General features: G+C 36.9%; 19 protein-coding genes. 4 read left to right on the forward strand and 15 right to left on the reverse strand.

Translation table 11 applies throughout. From position 1 onward, the window contains the following. Positions 1–125: 125 nt before the first annotated feature. From DPQ31_RS24780 to DPQ31_RS24810, 7 genes are all read right to left on the reverse strand, one after another. Positions 126–374, reverse strand: coding sequence for a spore coat protein (locus tag DPQ31_RS24780; RefSeq protein ID WP_001002985.1), 249 nt, complete (start codon positions 372–374; stop codon positions 126–128). A 13-nt stretch (positions 375–387) separates the two neighbouring features. Then, positions 388–573, reverse strand: a complete 186-nt coding sequence (locus DPQ31_RS24785; protein ID WP_001180553.1) for a hypothetical protein — start codon at positions 571–573, stop codon at positions 388–390. A gap of 151 nt (positions 574–724) precedes the next feature. After that, positions 725–1,438, reverse strand: coding sequence for a CPBP family intramembrane glutamic endopeptidase (locus DPQ31_RS24790; RefSeq protein ID WP_000048028.1), 714 nt, complete (start codon positions 1,436–1,438; stop codon positions 725–727). A 384-nt stretch (positions 1,439–1,822) separates the two neighbouring features. Beyond that, complete coding sequence (locus DPQ31_RS24795) at positions 1,823–2,542, reverse strand: MBL fold metallo-hydrolase (RefSeq protein WP_208731139.1); 720 nt, start codon at positions 2,540–2,542, stop codon at positions 1,823–1,825. Between the two features lie 116 nt (positions 2,543–2,658). Continuing rightward, entirely contained in the window at positions 2,659–4,461 is a 1,803-nt protein-coding gene (locus DPQ31_RS24800) for an acyl-CoA dehydrogenase FadE (protein WP_002008874.1), read from the reverse strand. Positions 4,462–4,791: 330 nt separating this feature from the next. After that, a complete protein-coding gene (locus DPQ31_RS24805) occupies positions 4,792–5,964 on the reverse strand; it encodes an acetyl-CoA C-acetyltransferase (RefSeq protein WP_001206331.1) in 1,173 nt (390 codons plus the stop codon). A 21-nt stretch (positions 5,965–5,985) separates the two neighbouring features. Next, positions 5,986–8,367, reverse strand: coding sequence for a 3-hydroxyacyl-CoA dehydrogenase/enoyl-CoA hydratase family protein (locus tag DPQ31_RS24810; RefSeq protein WP_097957481.1), 2,382 nt, complete (start codon positions 8,365–8,367; stop codon positions 5,986–5,988). 237 nt (positions 8,368–8,604) lie between these two features. Between DPQ31_RS24810 and DPQ31_RS24815 the strand changes: the two genes are divergently transcribed. Further along, positions 8,605–8,751 (forward strand): YuzL family protein, encoded by a 147-nt coding sequence (locus tag DPQ31_RS24815; RefSeq protein ID WP_001096344.1) that lies wholly within the window; start codon positions 8,605–8,607, stop codon positions 8,749–8,751. A 97-nt stretch (positions 8,752–8,848) separates the two neighbouring features. Then, the gene (locus DPQ31_RS24820) at positions 8,849–9,688 is read left to right on the forward strand and encodes a D-alanyl-D-alanine carboxypeptidase family protein (protein WP_097957479.1); all 840 of its coding nucleotides are present in this window, start codon (positions 8,849–8,851) and stop codon (positions 9,686–9,688) included. A 22-nt stretch (positions 9,689–9,710) separates the two neighbouring features. Here the strand turns inward: DPQ31_RS24820 and DPQ31_RS24825 are convergent, their stop codons facing one another. The 4 genes from DPQ31_RS24825 to DPQ31_RS24840 all read right to left on the reverse strand — a co-directional run bounded on the left by DPQ31_RS24825 (position 9,711) and on the right by DPQ31_RS24840 (position 13,679). Further along, positions 9,711–10,628, reverse strand: a complete 918-nt coding sequence (locus tag DPQ31_RS24825) for a proline dehydrogenase family protein (protein WP_000436768.1) — start codon at positions 10,626–10,628, stop codon at positions 9,711–9,713. Positions 10,629–11,004: 376 nt separating this feature from the next. Next, complete coding sequence (locus DPQ31_RS24830) at positions 11,005–11,250, reverse strand: YusU family protein (protein WP_001290590.1); 246 nt, start codon at positions 11,248–11,250, stop codon at positions 11,005–11,007. Between the two features lie 48 nt (positions 11,251–11,298). After that, entirely contained in the window at positions 11,299–11,601 is a 303-nt protein-coding gene (locus DPQ31_RS24835; protein WP_001018862.1) for an MTH1187 family thiamine-binding protein, read from the reverse strand. Between the two features lie 77 nt (positions 11,602–11,678). Further along, positions 11,679–13,679 (reverse strand): methyl-accepting chemotaxis protein, encoded by a 2,001-nt coding sequence (locus tag DPQ31_RS24840; protein ID WP_097957478.1) that lies wholly within the window; start codon positions 13,677–13,679, stop codon positions 11,679–11,681. A 186-nt stretch (positions 13,680–13,865) separates the two neighbouring features. Between DPQ31_RS24840 and DPQ31_RS24845 the strand changes: the two genes are divergently transcribed. Beyond that, positions 13,866–14,624 (forward strand): TrmB family transcriptional regulator, encoded by a 759-nt coding sequence (locus DPQ31_RS24845; RefSeq protein ID WP_000939469.1) that lies wholly within the window; start codon positions 13,866–13,868, stop codon positions 14,622–14,624. A 27-nt stretch (positions 14,625–14,651) separates the two neighbouring features. Here DPQ31_RS24845 and DPQ31_RS24850 read toward each other — a convergent pair whose 3' ends face one another. The 3 genes from DPQ31_RS24850 to DPQ31_RS24860 all read right to left on the reverse strand — a co-directional run bounded on the left by DPQ31_RS24850 (position 14,652) and on the right by DPQ31_RS24860 (position 17,515). Beyond that, on the reverse strand, positions 14,652–14,834 hold the full coding sequence (locus tag DPQ31_RS24850; RefSeq protein WP_000287384.1) for a hypothetical protein: 183 nt from the start codon (positions 14,832–14,834) through the stop codon (positions 14,652–14,654). 79 nt (positions 14,835–14,913) lie between these two features. Beyond that, positions 14,914–16,098 carry an MFS transporter gene (locus DPQ31_RS24855; RefSeq protein WP_208732110.1) on the reverse strand — a complete coding sequence of 395 codons (1,185 nt, stop codon included), beginning with the start codon at positions 16,096–16,098 and terminating at the stop codon, positions 14,914–14,916. Between the two features lie 106 nt (positions 16,099–16,204). After that, on the reverse strand, positions 16,205–17,515 hold the full coding sequence (locus tag DPQ31_RS24860; protein WP_000546326.1) for an APC family permease: 1,311 nt from the start codon (positions 17,513–17,515) through the stop codon (positions 16,205–16,207). A 488-nt stretch (positions 17,516–18,003) separates the two neighbouring features. Between DPQ31_RS24860 and DPQ31_RS24865 the strand changes: the two genes are divergently transcribed. After that, complete coding sequence (locus DPQ31_RS24865) at positions 18,004–18,231, forward strand: hypothetical protein (RefSeq protein WP_000562240.1); 228 nt, start codon at positions 18,004–18,006, stop codon at positions 18,229–18,231. 78 nt (positions 18,232–18,309) lie between these two features. On the opposite strand, the gene DPQ31_RS24870 is transcribed toward DPQ31_RS24865, so the two are convergent. Next, positions 18,310–19,125, reverse strand: coding sequence for a hypothetical protein (locus DPQ31_RS24870; protein ID WP_085450686.1), 816 nt, complete (start codon positions 19,123–19,125; stop codon positions 18,310–18,312). Between the last annotated feature and the right edge of the window lie 70 nt (positions 19,126–19,195).

The following is a 19,195-nucleotide window of genomic DNA, read 5'->3' on the forward strand; positions in this document are numbered from 1 at the left end:
TAAAGGCAAAATTAAAAATGAGCCCGGTGCAATACCGGACTCATTTGGATCAAGCTGCCTAATGAAATAACCGTGTCTAACTTTTAGGGGTCACTTCACTTCATTCGCTCGTTTTTTTCATCCCATTATTCCGCACTTAATTGGCCTTTTAATTGCTGCACAATCATTGGATTCGCAGGTGCTGCCGGTTTGTAATAACTCTTTTGCTTTGCGTACTCATACATATTACGTTGGCGCATTTCATCTTGATTACGAATTTGAATTAATGTTTGGTGTAACTGTTCATTATCAGACTGAGCAATATAATTTGCATAACTTGTTAAACTTGCATTTAATCCTGCTAAATAATCATTTACCATATCTTTTTCATTCATTTCTCTCTTCCTCCTATCCTAAAAAAGTCATTAATTGTTGCTTCGTATTTCGTGCATCTTGCGCATCCTTTTGTAGCATTTGTTTCAACTCTGGATCTGTACACGTCTGTGCATACTGCTCCAACTTGTTAATAATTGTTGCGTGTCCACCGATTAAATGACGTAAGTTTTCTACTTCAAGCTCTGTTAAATTTTGCATGGAATACTCCTGCCTTTCTTTGTTCATTCGTCATTAGTATTTGGTTCTTTTTGGATTATATACATGCATGAATTAACTTCTCCTACCTATAAACAAAATAAAAGATGCATAGCTAGGCCATCCATCTTTTATGCTAAATATTCGTTCAATTTTATAGAGATACAATCATACTTATACTCACAAGTAAATTCCATACAATGTGTAAAATAATACTAGGTATAATAGATTGCGTCTTTTTGTATAACATCGCAAACACAATCCCCATAATCGTCGCCGTAATTAGAAGACCTCCATGAAGAATTCCAAAAATGAAGGAAGAAATAATGATACCAACTAAAAAATTATATTTCTTTTCTAAAAATCGATATAAAATACCTCGAAATAGAATTTCTTCTTTAACCGGTGTAATTATAGCAACACTTAACACATATATAATACTTTGTAGACTATTTTGAAGTCCTAAGCTCCCTAATTGTTTCTGTTGTTCTGCTGCACTTTCAAAACTAAACACATGTAACATTAAATATTGTGATAACGCAATAACCATAAAACCAATTAATAGATATAAATATGTCTTCCCATTCTTCAAAACGGATAAATCCCAAATATATTTAATAAAATGAAGAACTGGTTTATAAGCTAATAAAACGATAGCAACAACAGCCGCATCTAATAAAAGGAAATAGTACCCTTCTAAATTATCACGCAACGCTTCCTCACCATAAATCCCAAAAGCTAAACCAAGGAATAACCCTCCTAGAAGTAAGAATCCTAAAATGATTGCTATCATTACAAATAGATTTTTATATGTTATATTATCTATTTTCCTTTCCACACTATACGCTTCTAACACCGTTTTACTCATACTATTCCTCCATTTGTTTTCATTACCTTAACAAAAATCCTTTAATATAAATATAAGGATAATATAACAAAAATTTCAAAAAGAATAATATGCAATTTTACATATTATGAATGCTTTGTATTCTATAGTTTTAGGAATTATATTATTATAAAATAAAAATTTCTTACTTCCACATCATGATCCCCACTTCATACTAAACCTTATGAATAAAAGGAGAGGTAAACATGAAAACACATGATTTTCTTACTAAGGTGCAAGATAGCTATGACCCTAACCCAAGCCAAGACCCTTTTATATTTATGTTTTTCGGTTTCCTATTAGCGATATACACATACTTAAAACCCACAAAATAATATCATTTAGCAAAAAAGAGCCTCTAAACAATTAAAGGCTCTTTTTAGTTAAATTCCTTTCCGCTTCTTCAATCGCCCGTTGCATTTGCACTAACGGATTTTTAATCATCTTCCCATGCCCTGTCGCTAATATAGACGGCTTATACTCTAGCAATTTCTGAGCGCTTTTTAATGAAACTTCTGCATCCCACGTACCAAACATAGGAAACGGAAAAAGCCACTTCAACTGTCCTGCTACCGCCACTCCTCCTCTCGTTTGAAATGCATCTCCAACAATGAGCGCATCATTTCTCGTGTCTAAAAACGCCATTGATCCTGGTGTATGGCCTGGGGCTGCAATTGCTACAAGTGAACCAATTTGATCTCCCTCTTGAAGAAGGATATCTGGAATCGTCTTTATCCTTTTTGACACACTCACTTTTACTTGCGTGCCTGGTTCTCCGAGTTGCAGTGACAAATCCCCTTCAAGTAAACGAGCATCTCTTTCAGAAATATAGACCGAAACATTCGGCAGTTCTTGTTTTATAGCATCAAGCGCTCCTACATGGTCATCATGTGCATGTGTTATAACGATATTCGTAATCGGTTTTCCTAGTTTTCGAGCCGCTTCTAAAATCTTCTTTGCACAAAATGGCAAAGCTGCATCAATTAACGTTAATCCTGTTTCTTCTTCGACAAAGTAACAGTTAATCGGAAATAGACGCGGTAAAAATGAGATTTGATGAACTGTTCCTACTTTTATTAACTTCATCTCCTATCCCTCCATGAAAAAGAGCTGTTTACAAATACATATGTAAAACAACCCTTTTCAAGAATCCATCAATAAAAAAACCAGCAGCCAAACGGCCACTGGTTCCTTTTCATCTATTAAACTGTATAACGCTCATCTTCTAAAATTTTCGCAGCGATTTCACGTTTCTTCGGAATTACGTTAAGTGGCGTGTGGCGAGTTAATTTACGTAATGATGATAACATCATGCGCAGCATGTCGCCGTTTTCAACTGCGATAAGTGTTTCTTTCGCATCTGCTTCGATTTCGTTGAATGCTTCTTGGCAGAATACTTCAGTGTATAACACTTTTTGTTTATTCTTTTCAAGGCCAGTTGTTTTAATTGCTTTTTCTGTACGAAGAACAGCTGATTCCATTGCATAAAGGTTGCTTACGATGTCAGCGATATTCACAAGAATTTCTTGCTCTTTATCTAATGCTTTACCGTATTTTTGAGCCGCTAATCCAGCTACCATTAAGCCGATTTTCTTCGCGTTAGTTACTAAATATTTTTGAAGTGCTAATGGCTCATCGCCTACTTCTTCTGGCATCATCATCATTAACTCTTCTTGTAATTTTTGTGCTTTTTGAAGAAGTGGTAATTCACCTTTCATCGCTTTACGTAAGAACGTACCTGGTACGATTAGGCGGTTAATTTCGTTCGTTCCTTCGAAAATACGGTTAATACGAGAATCGCGGTACATTCTTTCAATCTCGTATTCTGCCATAAATCCGTAACCACCGTGAATTTGAACACCTTCATCTACTGTATAGTCTAATACTTCAGAACCGAATACTTTATTTAAAGAGCACTCGATTGCATATTCAGCGATAGAAGCTGCTACTGCTTTACCGTCTTTCACTTCTTCTTCAGATAATGTGCTCATGCGGCTTTCGAATAAACCTACTGTACGATATACAGAGCTTTCAGCTGCATATGTTTTCGCTGCCATATTCGCAAGTTTCTCTTGAATTAATGGGAAGCGAGCGATTGGTTGTTTGAACTGTTGACGTTGGTTTGCATATTGTGCTGAAATTTCTACTGCACGTTTCGCAGATCCAACTGTACCAACACCTAATTTATAACGACCGATATTTAAAATGTTGAACGCGATAATATGACCTTTACCGATTTCACCAAGTAAGTTCTCTTTTGGTACTAATGCATCTTCTAAAATTAACGTACGAGTTGAAGAACATTTAATACCCATTTTCTTTTCTTCTGGGCTTGTAGATACGCCAGCATATTCTTTCTCTACGATAAATGCTGAGAAGTGCTCTCCATCGATTTTTGCATATACGATAAATACGTCAGCGAATGCAGAGTTTGTAATCCACTGTTTTTCACCATTTAATACGTAATGTGTACCTTCTGCATTTAAACGTGCAGTTGTTTTTGCACCTAATGCGTCAGATCCTGAACCTGGCTCTGTTAATGCGTATGCAGCTAATTTTTCACCAGTTGCAAGTAATGGTAAATACTTTTTCTTTTGCTCTTCGTTACCGAATAACACGATTGGTAAAGATCCGATACCTACGTGAGCACCGTGAGTAATTGCAAAGCCACCAGCGCGAGAAAATTTCTCTGCGATTAACGCTGAGCTTACTTTATCAAGACCAATTCCGCCGTACTCTTCTGGTACGTCAGCACCTAATAAACCAAGTTCCCCAGCTTCTTTTAAAAGACGAACAGAACGATCAAACTCATGTTGCTCTAAATATTCAAGCTCTGGAAGAACTTCATTTACGATAAAGTCCTCTGTCGTTTTTGCAATCATTTTATGCTCAGATGAAAAATCTTCTGGCGTAAACACTTGATCAATCGTAATCTCATCAACTAAAAAGCTACCGCCTTTAACCGCATTTCCTACTGTTTTTTCCATGAAAATTTCCTCCTTCATATTTTCATGAGCCGCTTCTCTCTTTTTGAAAGAAGCTGGCTCTCCCGTTTATTTTTTATAAACCTTTGTTGCTTCCATTCTTTTTTTCATAATCCAGTTCCAGTGGCTAAAACAGTCGGTCGTTTCACCCCTTCCTGTGAGGCAAAAAGCGCCTCTTCGTCAGGGCTTCCAACGCCCTCCTGTTCTGAACAAGCCACTTCCACTTTTTTTATAATCCAGTTCCAGCGGCTAGAATGTTCGGTGGCTTCGCTTCTTCCTGCGAGGCAAAAAGCGCCTCTACGTCTGAAGCTCCATCCCCCTCACATTCTGAACGAGCCGCTTGCACTTTTTTTATAGTAATTCAAACACTCCCGCTGCTCCCATTCCGCCGCCGATACACATTGTTACGATACCGAATTGTTCGTTGCGGCGTTTCATTTCGTGAATAAGAGATAGTGTTAGTTTTGCTCCTGTACAGCCAAGTGGATGTCCAAGTGCAATTGCACCACCGTTTACGTTTACTTTTTCTTCATCTAAACCAAGTTCACGAATAACTTGGATTGATTGAGAAGCGAATGCTTCATTTAGTTCGAATAGGCCGATATCAGATAGCTCTAAACCAGCTAATTTTAACGCTTTTGGAATTGCAGCGATTGGGCCGATTCCCATTACTTCTGGTGGTACGCCAGCTACTGCAAATGAACGGAATTTCGCAAGTGGCTTCATGCCATCGCTCACTGCTTTTTCACGATCCATTAATAGTACAGATGCTGCACCGTCACTCATTTGTGAAGAGTTACCAGCTGTTACAGAGCCGCGAACGTTAAATGCTGGACGTAATTTACCTAAAATGTCTAGCGTCGTCTCTGCTCTTACACCTTCGTCTTGTGCGAAAATGATTGTTTCTTCTTGCAGTTTATTGTTTGAGCCAACCGAGCGTAACGTCACATCTACAGATACTGTTTCATCAGCAAAGTTTCCTGCCGCTAATGCTTTGGCAGCACGTTGATGACTTCTTACTGCAAATGCATCTTGCTCTTCACGAGAAATTCCATATTTCACAGCAACTTGCTCTGCTGTATGTCCCATACCCATATAATATTCTGGAGCCGCTTCTACAAGGCGACTATTTGGACGAACAACGTGTCCCATCATCGGAACTAAGCTCATTGATTCCGCTCCGCCTGATAATACAGCTTCAGAGTGTCCAAGCATAATGCGCTCTGCTCCGTAAGCGATACTTTGTAAACCTGAAGAACAGTAACGGTTAATTGTAATAGCTGGAACATCGTAAGAAAGCCCTGCTAATCCGCCGATATTACGAGCCATATTTAAACCTTGCTCTGCTTCTGGCATCGCACAACCGAAAATTAAATCATCGATTGGCCCTTCATAATTCGCACGCTTTAACGTTTCCTTTACTACTAACGCCCCTAGATCGTCAGGACGAACTGTTTTTAATGAACCCCTCTTTGCTTTTCCAATTGGTGTTCTTGCTCCCGCAACAATGACAGCTTCTCTCATGAACGATATCTCCCTTCGTTATTAGTTACGTAATGGCTTTCCTTTTACAAGCATGTGCTGCATTCTTGCTTGTGATTTCATCTCGCTTACTAAGCTAATAAATGCTTCACGTTCTACATCTAATAAATACTGCTCATCAACTTCTGTTCCGTACGGCACTTTTCCGCCCGCGATGACATATGCAAGTTTCTTCGCAATGTGAAGATCATGTTCAGAAATGTAACCTGATAAATGCATTGCTTCTGCACCAAGTACAAGAGTTGCATATCCTGTTTCACCAACAACTGGTATTTTTTTACGGATTGGTGCTTTATAGCCAGCTTCATATAAAGAAAGTGCTTTTTGTTTCGCATCATATAGTAAGTGATCACCATTCACACTAATACCGTCTTTATCGCCTAAGAAGTTGTTCGATACAGCTTCTTGTGCTGATGTAGAAACTTTCGCCATCGCTACAGATTCGAATACTTTATTCGCAACTTTTTGCAGATCAAACTCTACACCGTTTGGCATTTTATTTAAGTGTTTAATGTATAGCTCTTTATTACCGCCTCCGCCAGGGATTAAGCCAACACCAACTTCTACTAAGCCCATATATGTTTCGCTAGAAGCTTGAATGCTCGCTGCTGGTAAGCAAACTTCTGTACCTCCACCAAGCGTCATACCATATGGTGCTGCTACAACTGGCTTAGAAGAGTACTTAATTTTCGTCATTGCATCTTGGAAGTTTTTCACAACCAACTCAATTTCAAAGTAATTGTCGTCTTGTGCTTCCATTAAGATCATTGCTAGATTCGCACCAACGCAGAAGTTCTTCGATTGGTTACCGATAACAAGACCTTTATAATTCTTTTCTACTTCATCAACAGCGTAGTTAATCATTTGCGTAATATCCATACCGATTGCATTGCTCTTCGAATGGAATTCTAAGCAAAGGATGCCGTCACCTAAATCAATTAAGCTCGCGCCGCTATTTTTCTTTAATACGCCATTTTTCTCTTTTAATTGTTTAAGAGAAATTGCTTTTTTATTACGCTCGATTAGCTTATATTCACCATTATCGTAATAGTAGCTATCGCCGTTATCATGTTTATAGAAAGCAGTAAAACCTTTCTCTACCATTTCTTTTACCCAAGCTGGTACATTTACGCCGTTTTCTTCCATCTTTTGAATCGATTTTTCAACGCCGATTGCATCCCAAATTTCAAATGGTCCTTGCTCCCAACCGAAGCCCCATTTCATCGCTTGATCGATTGCCACGATATCGTCAGCAATTTCTTTATGAAGCTTTGCAGAGTATAAAAGAGTTGGTGTGATGATATTCCATAACAACTCACCTGCGCGGTCTTTCGCGTATACAAGCGCTTTCAATTTATTCGCTAATCCTTTTTCTTGCTTGCTTAACTCTACGGATGCAGCTTTTAATTTTTTGCGCGCTTCGTATTCCATCGTTTCAGGATTTAATTCTAAAATTTCTTTTCCTTGTTTTAAGAAGAAGCCTTGACCAGTTTTACTTCCAAGCCATTTTTTATCAAGCATGTCATGCATGAAAGCTGGTACTTTAAATACATCTCGCTCTTCTTCTTGTACATTTTCATATACGTTATTTGCAACATGTACAAATGTATCTAAACCGACAACATCTAATGTGCGGAACGTTGCGCTCTTCGGACGACCAATTAATGGACCCGTTACAGAATCAACTTCTCCAATGCTATAGCCGCGCTTAATCATTTCTTGAAGCGTTACAAGCAAGCCGTACGTACCAATGCGGTTTCCAATAAAGTTTGGTGTATCTTTTGCGATAACAACGCCTTTTCCAAGAACGTCTTCGCCAAATAATTTCATGAAGCTTAATACTTGTGGATCAGTTTCTTTCGTCGGTATTACCTCTAGAAGTTTTAAATATCGTGGTGGGTTAAAAAAGTGTGTTCCTAAGAAGTGTTTCTGGAAGTCGTCTGAACGACCTTCTGCCATTTTTTCAACGGAAATGCCTGACGTATTTGAGCTAACAATAGAACCTGGTTTACGAACAGCATCTACTCTTTCAAATAATTTCTTTTTAATATCTAAGTTTTCAACTACTACTTCAATAATCCAATCTACATCAGCAAGACGCTCAAGATCATCTTCTAAGTTACCTGCTTCAATCAGTGCTAAATTTCCTTTCACTGTCAGAGGAGCTGGTTTTTGCTTCAATAGTTTTTGCAGTGCCGTATTACTAAAACGATTTCTCACACTTTTATGTTCTAATGTAAGTCCCTTCGCTTCTTCTTCTTTCGTAAGCGCAGGTGGTACAATATCAAGCAATAATGTCGGAATACCAATATTAGCTAAGTGTGCCGCAATTCCTGAACCCATTACGCCTGAACCTAGAACAGCAGCCTTTTTAATTTGGAACATCCAATTCTCCCCCTATTCTTGAATGAATGCTCATTCAATTTTTCGACATAAGTCGCAATCAATGAGTGAGCCTCTACTAATAAATATATGATACTGTTTAAATTTTCGCAATATATTTATTGATAAAATTTTCTGAAATAAATATATTTCTTTTATTTGCCCATGCTATATATGTGTATTTTCTTCACTAAAATGCACTTTTCCTTTTTACAATCTGACGAAACTGGAGGAATATATATGGCAAAACTTAAGAAGAACCCCTCAAAAGCTGGAATTAGTGCAGCGAGTGTAACCGGAAATGCAGGTCCGCATAACCACGGTGTGGAAAAAGGACGTCAAGGTAATAACCAACAATATAAGAAGCATAATATGGGCGAAAAATAACGCTATATTTTTGGGCAGAGAACGTGGCATAATGATTAATGGCTGCTTTTTCTGCCCAATTTATTTGTACATATGGAAAACAAAAGAGGGAACGATGATGAAACGAACAATAGTTATGATTGTAATGATTGCTACACTATTTACAGGGATGATTTTCTTCTCTTATGCACAAAGACAACAAACTGTAAGAGCTGATCAGCCTAGTATTAAGGGGCAATACGGAATTACAATCGATGCAGACACAGGTGAAATTTTGTATGGAAAACGCGAAGATGAACGCTCTTATCCGGCTAGTATAGCCAAAATGATGACAACCCTTCTCTTACTAGAGAATGTAAAAGAAGATGAAGAAATTACAGTTACAGAAAACGCAATAAAAACAGAAAGTCAAAGTAAAAAAATTAAGCTGCGTGCTGGGGAAAAATTAAAACGCGATGAGGCATTAAAACTTATGCTTATCATTAGTGCAGACCCAATCTCTGAGTCAATTGCAGAACATATCGCAGGATCAAAAAATGAGTTTGTGAAAATGATGAATGCTAGAGCGAAGGAACTTGGTACAAAACATGCAACTTTCAAAAACGCAAGTGGTGCTGATGCACTTGGAAATAAAGTATCACCATATGACATTGCCATTATTACGAAAGAAGCATTAAAATACCCAATTGTTTTACAATATATGAATTCAGTACATACAACTCTACATACTTCCGAACGCTCTCCAAAAATCGCAAACTATGGACGAGAAGAACTATATGACGATCCATATGCGATTGGAAGTAAAAGCGGTCTATCGGCACTCGGAAAATATACGGTCGTAACTGTTGATGAGAAAGACGGTAAACGCGTCATTAACGTCGTATTATCTTCTACTCGCGCGCAACTATATCCTGATACGAAGAAAATGGCACATTACGCATTTAAGCAATTAAAATAACCAAGGAGTATTTTCTCCTTGGTTATTTTTTAACCATACCTTTTAATACGAACGCAACGTTCGCTGGACGCTCTGCTAGACGGCGCATGAAATAGCCATACCAGTCGTTTCCATAAGGTACATAAACACGCATCTTGTAGCCTTCTTTTACAAGCTCGAGTTGACGCTCATTACGAATACCATATAACATTTGGAATTCAAATTGATCCCTTGGAATATTGTGTTCTTCGGCAAGTTTTTTCGTATATTCAATAATTGCTTCGTCATGTGAAGCAATTGCAGTATAATTTCCATTTAATAAGTGCATTTTAATAATTTTTTTATAATTGTCATCTACATCTTTCTTGTCCGGGAACGCTACTTCTTCAGGTTCCTTATAAGCCCCTTTTACAAGACGTAAATTAGGATTATAAGCATTTAAATCTTCCATATCTTTTTCTGTACGATACAGGTAAGCTTGAATAACAGTACCAATATTATCGTATTCAGATTTTAATTGTTTAAAGATATCAATTGTCTTCCCGCAACGCGTATAATCTTCCATATCAATTGTAACAAACACACCGTTTTCTTTTGCAGCTTCTAAAATACGGCGCATATTGTTCATTACGATTTCATCTGAGATATCTAATCCCATAGAAGTCATTTTTAAAGAAAGCTGTGAATCAAGTCCTTCTTTTCCAATTGCACGAATCGCTTCAATCGATTGGTTAGCCATTTCATTTGCTTCCGCCTCATTATCAACGAATTCACCTAAATAATCGATTGTTACACAAAGGCCTTGCTTGTTCAATTGTTTAATAGCTGCTGTCGCTAATTCGATTGTCTCCCCTGCGACAAAACGACCTGCTCCAAAGCGTAAACCGTACTTTTTAGCTAACTTTGTTAGCGCTTTATTTTTTGACAAGAAAAGAAACGAATTTCGCATTAATTGTTCCATGTAATTCACCCCTATGACTGTACTTTATCTGTTTTTTACCCCTCTTCAAAATTATATCATTCTTTAAAATTATTTGATACAAATAATTATTTAGATAATTTATAAAATACTATAAAAACATTTAAAACCTCATATTCTCGCTTGTAAATATAAAAGGAATATTTTTCGACATTTAGAAAAAACGGGTTTACTAGGCCTCAAATAGACATGTTGAAAATATTCGACACACCTATAAAACCCTTTATATTCCATCCAAATTATATGAGGATATTAATAAAGTGAAACTTTAATTAGAGCCCCCTCTGATTATTAACCCTCATCAATAGGACTTTTACGAGATAAAAAAAGCTTAAGGTGAAATTCACCTCAAGCTCTCTTATTTTTCATTTCGCTTCTCTTCATTTATCTTTTTTATATCTGAAATTAGCTGTACCATTTCTTCTTTCGCATCGGGATACGTCTCGTTCCAATGCTTCACTAAAGCTGGCATCGTCTTTGCAATGTAAGAATAAAGTGCCCACTTCTGCACCTGTTCTTTTCTTTCTTCATTGCTCTCTCCCAGTAATAGTTCCGTGTACTTCTCTAGCAACCCATCAAATTGCTCATTAAACTTTTCACTCACCTTATTTACCTCCTATATGAAAAAAGCAGCGATGATCGCTGCTTTTTCTTATAATTTTGATCGAACAGAGTTTAATTTCTTCTCCATTGTGCTTACTTTATCACGGCGATCATCGATACGAATTGTTGTTGCAACGCGTTGTGCACCTTTCGTATAGGGAACTTCATGCATTTGTTGAATTACTTCTAGAATGACAGGAAGATCTCCTTCAATAACTGTATTCATCGGTGTTAATTGATACTTCACGCGATCTGCATTTTTCTCTAGCACCTTTTGTACTTCTGCTACATATTCACTAACACTTGGATTACCTGTTCCTACTGGAATAATCGAAACGTCAACAATTGCCATAGTAGTTTTCCTCCTATAATTGCTTCTTATATATCCATTGTCTATTTTACCGAAATCTTCATCATTTTACTAATATGTTACTCTTCCACTTTAAACTGCTCGACTAATCTTTCTAAATCTCTCATATGCTCTGTCAAGCTTTCCATCGTATGAGCTACCTTTTCTAAATGATTCACTTGCGATTCAGTTGCAGCATTTACCTCTTCAGATACAGCTGCACTTTCTTGACTCGTACTAGCAATTGTATGCATTACCTCTGTAATTTCACCTTGCTCGTGACCTATATTGTTTACTTCTTCTACAATTTTTTCAACTGAGATACTAATCGTATTTACAACCGACATAATTGTACGGAATTCCGCCTCTGCCTCTGTCGTCACTTTATTTTGTATATCAGCAATATCTTTCAATTTACTTACGACCTCTACAACTCGTTTTACTTCTAATTGGACATCGCCAATCATTGTTGCGATTTCTCCTGTTGCCTCTTTTGATTGTTCCGCTAACTTTCGAACTTCTTCAGCCACCACTGCAAATCCCTTACCTTGTTCACCTGCACGTGCTGCTTCAATCGAAGCGTTTAAAGCAAGTAAGTTCGTTTGATCCGAAATACCTTTTATAAGCTCTACAACATTTTGAATCGATCCGACTTTTTGCTCTAACTTACCAGATGCTTCCTCTGTATGAACAACAATCGAAGATGACTCTCCTCTTGTACGAACTAAATTCTGCATCGTATTTAACCCTTGCTTAGATGCCTTTTCCGCTTTACCAGCCACTCCTTCTATTTCACCAACGGAGCTATTCATTTCTTCCACTGACTGCGCCATGTTCTCAAGCTGAGCTGAAACTTCATCTACACTATTGGCAAGAGTAGAAGCTCCCCCGCTCACATCATCCATTGCACCTGACACTTCTCTACTAGCGGCCACCGTTTCATTCGTTAAATAATGGAGATTATTCGTTGATTGCTGCACTGTTGATACACTATTTTTAATTTTACTTACCATTTCATTCATTTGCCCAACCATATGATTAAAATGGTTCGTCAGCTCTCCAACCTCATCTTTACTTGTCACTTTCATTTGCAGTGTTAAATCTCCTCCTGCTACTTTTTGAACGTGATTCGTTAATAATTGCAGTGGCCTTGCTAATCTTCTTGAGAATAAATAGGAAGCTACTATTCCAACTAATAAACTAATACATGCCATTATAATGACTGTATTTCTCATACTACTTAACAATCCATCAATTGTTTGTTTCGGATAAAAAATTCCTATCTTCCATTTCATTGCATCAAATAACTGACTATAAACAACTACATCTTCACCTTTTAATGTAGTTTCAGCATATTTTGTAACATCTTTATTCAAACTCTTCAGCAATGGCTCTTTAGAAATATCTTTCCCTATCTTTTCTGGGTAAACAAGAGCTATATTTTTATCATTTATAATAAACATTTCTCCACCATTATTGTATTGAATATTATGAAGTAACTTCTGAATTGTTCCGAGCGATACATCCATCGCAACAACGCCTAATACAGAACCATCTTCAGACGTAATAGCTTTAGAAACCCCTACGCTTAACTTTCCTGTCGCGATTTCATATGAAGGTTGTCCCCAATGAACCTTTTTCACATCAGCCTCTGAATCTTTATACCACGGTCTTGTCGTTGGATCATATCCTTCCGGCACTTTTCCACCTTCAGCAAGATTGGCACTTAATGTTTTTTTATCTTTCGTACCAATATATAAATCTAAAATACCAGGATGGTTCTTTTTATACCCCGCAAACTCTTTCGTTAAAAATGCTTCCTCTTCTGGAGTAACTCCATCTTGAATCATATTACGAATCATCTCACTGTTCGCATAATACCCCATATCTTCATCAGTTCTTTGAACAAATGTCGTAAGTTGCTCTGTCACAAGATCCATCGTATTTTGAGAATACTGGTCTAAGGAACTTACTTCTTTCTCTTTCTGTAATTGATACATAGCTGTACCCAATACTACGAACATCATAGAAATAAGCACTGAAAATACTACCGCAATTTTTAAACGTAAACTTCTTAACATCTTTCCCCTAGCATCCCCTTCGCATTAAATTAAAATCTTATTAATCACTATATTAAGTATAATAGATAAAATTAAAAAATTGAAATTAATTCTCACCTTAATACAATTAGAAAACGGACTACCACTTGTGCAAAAACAAATAGTTCATTATCCTTAAAATATAATCTCATTCGTTCGGAGGGAACTATGTTACAAAAATTCGGTTTCTCACAATATGAAAGCCAAGCTTATGAAGTTGTCGTATCAAGCAATGAACCGTTAGATGCTACAACAATTGTGAAGCACTCTGGTGTTCCAAAAGCAAAAATATATGAAGTGCTAGCACGCCTGATAGATAAAGGCATGGTAATGGATTCTGTTTCAGAAAAGAAAAAGTTGTATACAGCATTACCACTAAAACTAGCAATTGAAAAATTAACGACAGAATTCCAATCAAATATTAAAGACTTAGAAACGAATATATCAAAAAAATCATTTACGGATGACCGTGTGTGGAGCTTAAAGATGCAATCTTCTATTCGAGTTCAAAGTAAAGAGCTCATTGAAAGTGCAAAAGAATCGATTCGTATTTCAGCTTGGAATGACACTCTTTCAGAATACCTTCCTTTACTAGAACAAAAAGCAAAACAAGGCGTCCAAATTGAGTCCCTTATAGTTGGAAAAGTAGAAACAGATTTAGAAAACATGCATTTTCTAATCCCAGCTGAAGAACCTAATGCATTAGAGCGCTACTTACTACTCATCGTTGACGACCGTGAAATTTTATTTGCTGGTGTAGAACAAGAGTCATGGCAAGCAATGAAAACAATGTCACAACCTTTCGTGAAGTTCTTTACAGAATTCTTCTATCATGACGTTGCACTTGCGAAAATTACCCAGAAACACCATGATCTCTTTATGGAAGATGAGGAAATTAAGAGTTTGTTGATGAAATTAAGATACTAATTAAATAATAAAAAGGAGTCTAGTTTTTCACTTAGACTCCTTTTCATTTTGTTCCTTTATATCCATCAACAGCTCAATGATTTTCTCATTTTGCTCCACTTGTTTCTCTGAATTTTGATAAATGAAACGAACCCATCTAAAGAGAAAAATTACAAGAAAGAATGGTATGATCGTAAATAAAAAACCAATGATTGAAAAACTTGAATACATATACTATCACCTCGCTATATATACCTTCTTCATTTTTCTACTAACCCCTTCCATTTTTTACAAATAAAAAAAGAACCTATCAAACGATAGATTCTTCTTTCACAAACTGAGTAGAACGTCCTCTCGTAATGGAGAAAATCGCACAAAGCAGTGCCAATATAATAAAACCTCCGCCTACCCAAGCGTTATATATAACAGATGATTTTTCAATAACAACTCCGCCTACTGTTGAACCGAGCGCAATTCCTAAGTGAAGGGCAGAGTTATTTAAACTTTGCTGAATACCAGCTGATTCTGGTGCAATTTCAATTAAGTAATTTTGTTGTGCTGGTGAAATAGCCCAGCTCAGCATACTCCAAAGTCCCATCATAATAATGAAGAGCGGGAATGAAAATGTCATCATTGGCAACATAAAGATTGCACATGCAAATACGATAATGATGGAAATAATACTATTCTTCGATCCCCATTTATCAGCAAGCAAGCCCCCAAGGCCGCCTCCAAGTACCGCTGCGATTCCGAAAATGAAGTAAAACACACTAATCCAGTTCGCTTCCACATGCATCACATCTTTTAAAAATGGTGTTAAGTATGCATACAGTGTTAAATGACCTGTTAAAAATAAAAATGATGTTAACTGTGCACTCACAATTTTTTTATCTTTCAACGTAGCAATTTGCTCTCTTATTGATAACACCGATGTTGGCGGTACTTTCGTTAAGAATAATGAAATACAAGCGATTGCCATAACTGTTAATATCGAAATGAATACAAATGGTGCACGCCATCCATATGCATTGCCGAGCACAAGACCAAGTGGTACCCCAAGTACGAGAGAGCCACTAATCCCCATGAAAATGATTCCAATTGCACGCGCACGAAAATGCGGTTCTACAACACTAGAAGCAAGTGTTACAGATAGCGCAATAATTAATGAACCACTCGCCGCACAAATGACCCTTGAGAACATTAACATTTCGTAATTTACACTAAATGCTGAAATAATATTTCCGATTAAGAAAATCGATAATGCCCCAATGTATAATGTTTTTCTTTCAAACTTTCCTGTTACTGCTAATAAAACTGGACCTGATAAAGCAAATACTACTGAAAATATTGTTATAAGCTGACCAGCTGCGCTAATAGATACTCCTAAATCATTGGCAACTAAATCAAGCGTTCCTCCTATAATTAGCTCAACCGTTCCGACTACGAAAGCCGCAATAGCTAAAATATATACACGAAAATTCAAGTCTTTCCCCACGCTTTCTATTTTGGTTACTACGATTATAGTAACCAAAATAGAAACTGTAAGCAAGTACAATTTTTTACAATAAAAAAGGTAGGCGCATTATACACCTACCCCTCCATCATTCAGTTTCTTTCTTCTTATTTAAATACCAATACACCGGAAGTCCCGTAAAGACAATTCCAATTGATAAGAAACAACTTACCGGATCATTGATAATTGCACTACCAATTACAAAGAACGAACCTAAAATCGCTACGATTGGTACGATTGGGAATAAAGGTACACTATATGCACGCTCTTTATTCTTATTACGTTTTCTTAAAATGAAGACACCAATAAACGTCATTACATAGAAAATATAAATAATGAATACGGAAATCTCAGATAGCTTATTTGGATCACTAATAATCATTAAAATAATTCCTAAAATGATTTCAACAGTAATCGCATTTGCTGGTGTTTTAAATCTCGGACTTTCCTTTGCAATAAACTTAGCAAATGGAAGTTGTCCACGTTCTGCCATCGACATCGGGATACGTGGGAACGTTAAAATCTTTCCATTTAAACAACCGAAAATAGAAACGATAATACCGATACTAATAATTTTTCCGCCATATTCTCCAAGTAGCATGCCTGCAGCTGTCGCTGTTGCATTTTCTCCAAGGTCTACAATTTGTGTTGCTGGTAATACATTCAGTAACGCCAAGTTAATTAATACGTAAGCAGCAGTTACAATTAAAATACCAACTGTCATTGCCTTCGGTAATAACTTTGTTGGATTCTTCATTTCCCCGCCGATGGAAGCGAGTAAAATCCAACCGTCATAAGCAAATAAAGTTGCTAAAATTGCCATACCTATACTTTGATTTTCTGATATCGGCACTACTACGTTAAAAATATCACTATTTCCTTTCCAAAAGCCTAATACAACAATTAAAATGATCGGAATCATCTTCCCTATTGTCGTAACCGTTTGGACGATACCTCCATATTTTGTCCCCATACTATTTACAACGCCTAGGAACACAACGGTACCAATTGCGATTGGTAAATTCCATACTTTATCTAAATAGAAAAAATTGATCATTAAAGAACTAAAATACAACCCTAACGTTCCAATAATAGCTGGGCCATACACAATCGTTTGCATCCAGCCTGATAAATACCCCCAAAAACTTCCGTAAATCTCCTCTAAATACGTATACAACCCACCATTTTTCGGGATTTGCGCTCCAATTTCAGCTACTGTTAAACCACTTGCTAGTGTCAACAGACCACCAATTACCCAAGCAAGAATAGCCATATTAGAACTCCCTGAGTAATCTAATACGCTCCCTGGTTTCATAAACACACCAGATCCAATGATAGTCCCTACTACGATAGAAAGCGCTACTGTTAAACCAATTTTGTTTTTCTCATCATGATGCATGCTGCGTATCCTCCTTCCAATCCTAGTGTGATGCAAAAATGAAATAAAAAAACACTCCTCCCTAAAAAAGGGACGAGTGTTATATTCGTGGTTCCACCCTTGTTTCAATTCGCAAAGTTACATACTTCACCAATTTCTCAAGTCTAAATAACGGTTTTTGCCGGCAAGCAATTACTAGGTATCCGTTCACTGCTGCAGTTCAGAGGTGGTAATCTATTTTCCCGTACTAGGAAGCTCACAGCCAAAGGCTTCCCTCTCTGAGAATCGTAAAAAATTGATCATGTCCTCATCATCACTTCTTGATGTCGAATTTTGTAGTTATTGTTCATTATATTGAATTGTTAGAAAAAATCAATATATTTTTTATATAACATAAGAAATATTTCTCTTCTTATATTATAACAGAAGGTACGACACTTCTCCATTTCCCTAAAAATGGTACAATCCATTTAGGAGGTGCACCAATAATTTTAGGAGGTGCACCAATAATGATTGCTGTCTTTTGTATCATCGCTACGTTTCTCTCTGTTCTATTCGCTATCATGCATCGGCAAAAGTATCCTGGTTATAGCATTTTAGCGGTAGCTATTATGCCAGCTGTTTCCTTCTACGTATTGGGTAAATATCAATATACGGAAGTGTTTATCGGTTTTGCAATCTTCTACTGCATCTTTGGATACATACTAACAATGAAAAGAATTTTATTGAATCATTAAAAGAGACCGATTTCTATAAGTAGAAATCGGTCCTCGCATGTACCTTCCGGTTGCCCACACGAAAGATACATAACTCAATTATTTATCTTCTTTTTTCATAAAAAATTTATGATGCGGAAGATCCACATTTAATTCCTCTAATTGTTTCTTTTCATTTTCTAGAACTGCTTTTGCTTTTGCCTTTGTTGCTTCATCTAATCCCGCGAAGATGTCTGCATGCTTCTCTTTCTCTGGAAGTTTCACGCCTAACTTTGTTAATTCCTCTTTTGCTTGTTCACGTGTTAATTTTCCGGATTTCTCTTGCTCTAAAATCGATTTCGCTTTTTCTTTCGCCTGATCATCTAATCCTGCAAACATATCCTTATGTTTACCCTTCTCTGGCAACTTCACGCCTAGCTTTGTTAATTCTTCTTTTGCTTGTTCACGTGTTAATTTTCCGGATTTCTCTTGCTCTAAAATTGACTTTGCTTTTACTTTCGCCTGATCATCTAATCCTGCAAACATATCCTTGTGTTTACCCTTCTCCGGCAATTTCACACCTAGCTTTGTTAATTCTTCTTGCGCTTGTTCATGTGTTAACTTCCCAGATTTCTCTTGCTCTAAAATTGATTTTGCTTTTTCTTTCGTTTGATCATCTAATCCCGCAAGCATATCTTTACGTTTTTCTTTCTCTGGAAGCTTTACACCTAGCTCCTCTAATTGTTTCTTTGTATCGTCCATAATTGTTTTCACTTTTTGTTTTGTAGCGTCATCTAAATCTTTCTTCACCGTTTTTGTAGGCTGATCCGCTGCTGGAGTATTCGTTGCCGCAAATGCTGGTACACCCACTCCTCCTATAATTCCAAATGATAAAGCACCTGCAATTGCTAAATACCCAACTGTTTTCTTCTTCATAGGAAATTTCCTCCTTCATATTTCTAAAGCATGTACACTTTCGTATACAATGCCTATAGTAATATTGGTT

Origin of the sequence: Bacillus sp. COPE52 (genome assembly GCF_003355115.1) — a bacterium.
GTDB classification, from domain to species: Bacteria; Bacillota; Bacilli; order Bacillales; family Bacillaceae_G; genus Bacillus_A; species Bacillus_A toyonensis.

What these genes read in the sequence shown, in the direction of transcription:
- DPQ31_RS24780 (WP_001002985.1), bottom strand. Translation starts at nt 374, where the DNA reads ATGAATGAAAAAGATATGGTAAATGATTATTTAGCAGGATTAAATGCA.
- DPQ31_RS24785 (WP_001180553.1), bottom strand. Translation starts at nt 573, where the DNA reads ATGCAAAATTTAACAGAGCTTGAAGTAGAAAACTTACGTCATTTAATC.
- DPQ31_RS24790 (WP_000048028.1), bottom strand. Translation starts at nt 1,438, where the DNA reads ATGAGTAAAACGGTGTTAGAAGCGTATAGTGTGGAAAGGAAAATAGAT.
- DPQ31_RS24795 (WP_208731139.1), bottom strand. Translation starts at nt 2,542, where the DNA reads ATGAAGTTAATAAAAGTAGGAACAGTTCATCAAATCTCATTTTTACCG.
- DPQ31_RS24800 (WP_002008874.1), bottom strand. Translation starts at nt 4,461, where the DNA reads ATGAAGGAGGAAATTTTCATGGAAAAAACAGTAGGAAATGCGGTTAAA.
- DPQ31_RS24805 (WP_001206331.1), bottom strand. Translation starts at nt 5,964, where the DNA reads ATGAGAGAAGCTGTCATTGTTGCGGGAGCAAGAACACCAATTGGAAAA.
- DPQ31_RS24810 (WP_097957481.1), bottom strand. Translation starts at nt 8,367, where the DNA reads ATGTTCCAAATTAAAAAGGCTGCTGTTCTAGGTTCAGGCGTAATGGGT.
- DPQ31_RS24815 (WP_001096344.1), top strand. Translation starts at nt 8,605, where the DNA reads ATGGCAAAACTTAAGAAGAACCCCTCAAAAGCTGGAATTAGTGCAGCG.
- DPQ31_RS24820 (WP_097957479.1), top strand. Translation starts at nt 8,849, where the DNA reads ATGAAACGAACAATAGTTATGATTGTAATGATTGCTACACTATTTACA.
- DPQ31_RS24825 (WP_000436768.1), bottom strand. Translation starts at nt 10,628, where the DNA reads ATGGAACAATTAATGCGAAATTCGTTTCTTTTCTTGTCAAAAAATAAA.
- DPQ31_RS24835 (WP_001018862.1), bottom strand. Translation starts at nt 11,601, where the DNA reads ATGGCAATTGTTGACGTTTCGATTATTCCAGTAGGAACAGGTAATCCA.
- DPQ31_RS24840 (WP_097957478.1), bottom strand. Translation starts at nt 13,679, where the DNA reads ATGTTAAGAAGTTTACGTTTAAAAATTGCGGTAGTATTTTCAGTGCTT.
- DPQ31_RS24845 (WP_000939469.1), top strand. Translation starts at nt 13,866, where the DNA reads ATGTTACAAAAATTCGGTTTCTCACAATATGAAAGCCAAGCTTATGAA.
- DPQ31_RS24850 (WP_000287384.1), bottom strand. Translation starts at nt 14,834, where the DNA reads ATGTATTCAAGTTTTTCAATCATTGGTTTTTTATTTACGATCATACCA.
- DPQ31_RS24860 (WP_000546326.1), bottom strand. Translation starts at nt 17,515, where the DNA reads ATGCATCATGATGAGAAAAACAAAATTGGTTTAACAGTAGCGCTTTCT.
- DPQ31_RS24865 (WP_000562240.1), top strand. Translation starts at nt 18,004, where the DNA reads ATGATTGCTGTCTTTTGTATCATCGCTACGTTTCTCTCTGTTCTATTC.
- DPQ31_RS24870 (WP_085450686.1), bottom strand. Translation starts at nt 19,125, where the DNA reads ATGAAGAAGAAAACAGTTGGGTATTTAGCAATTGCAGGTGCTTTATCA.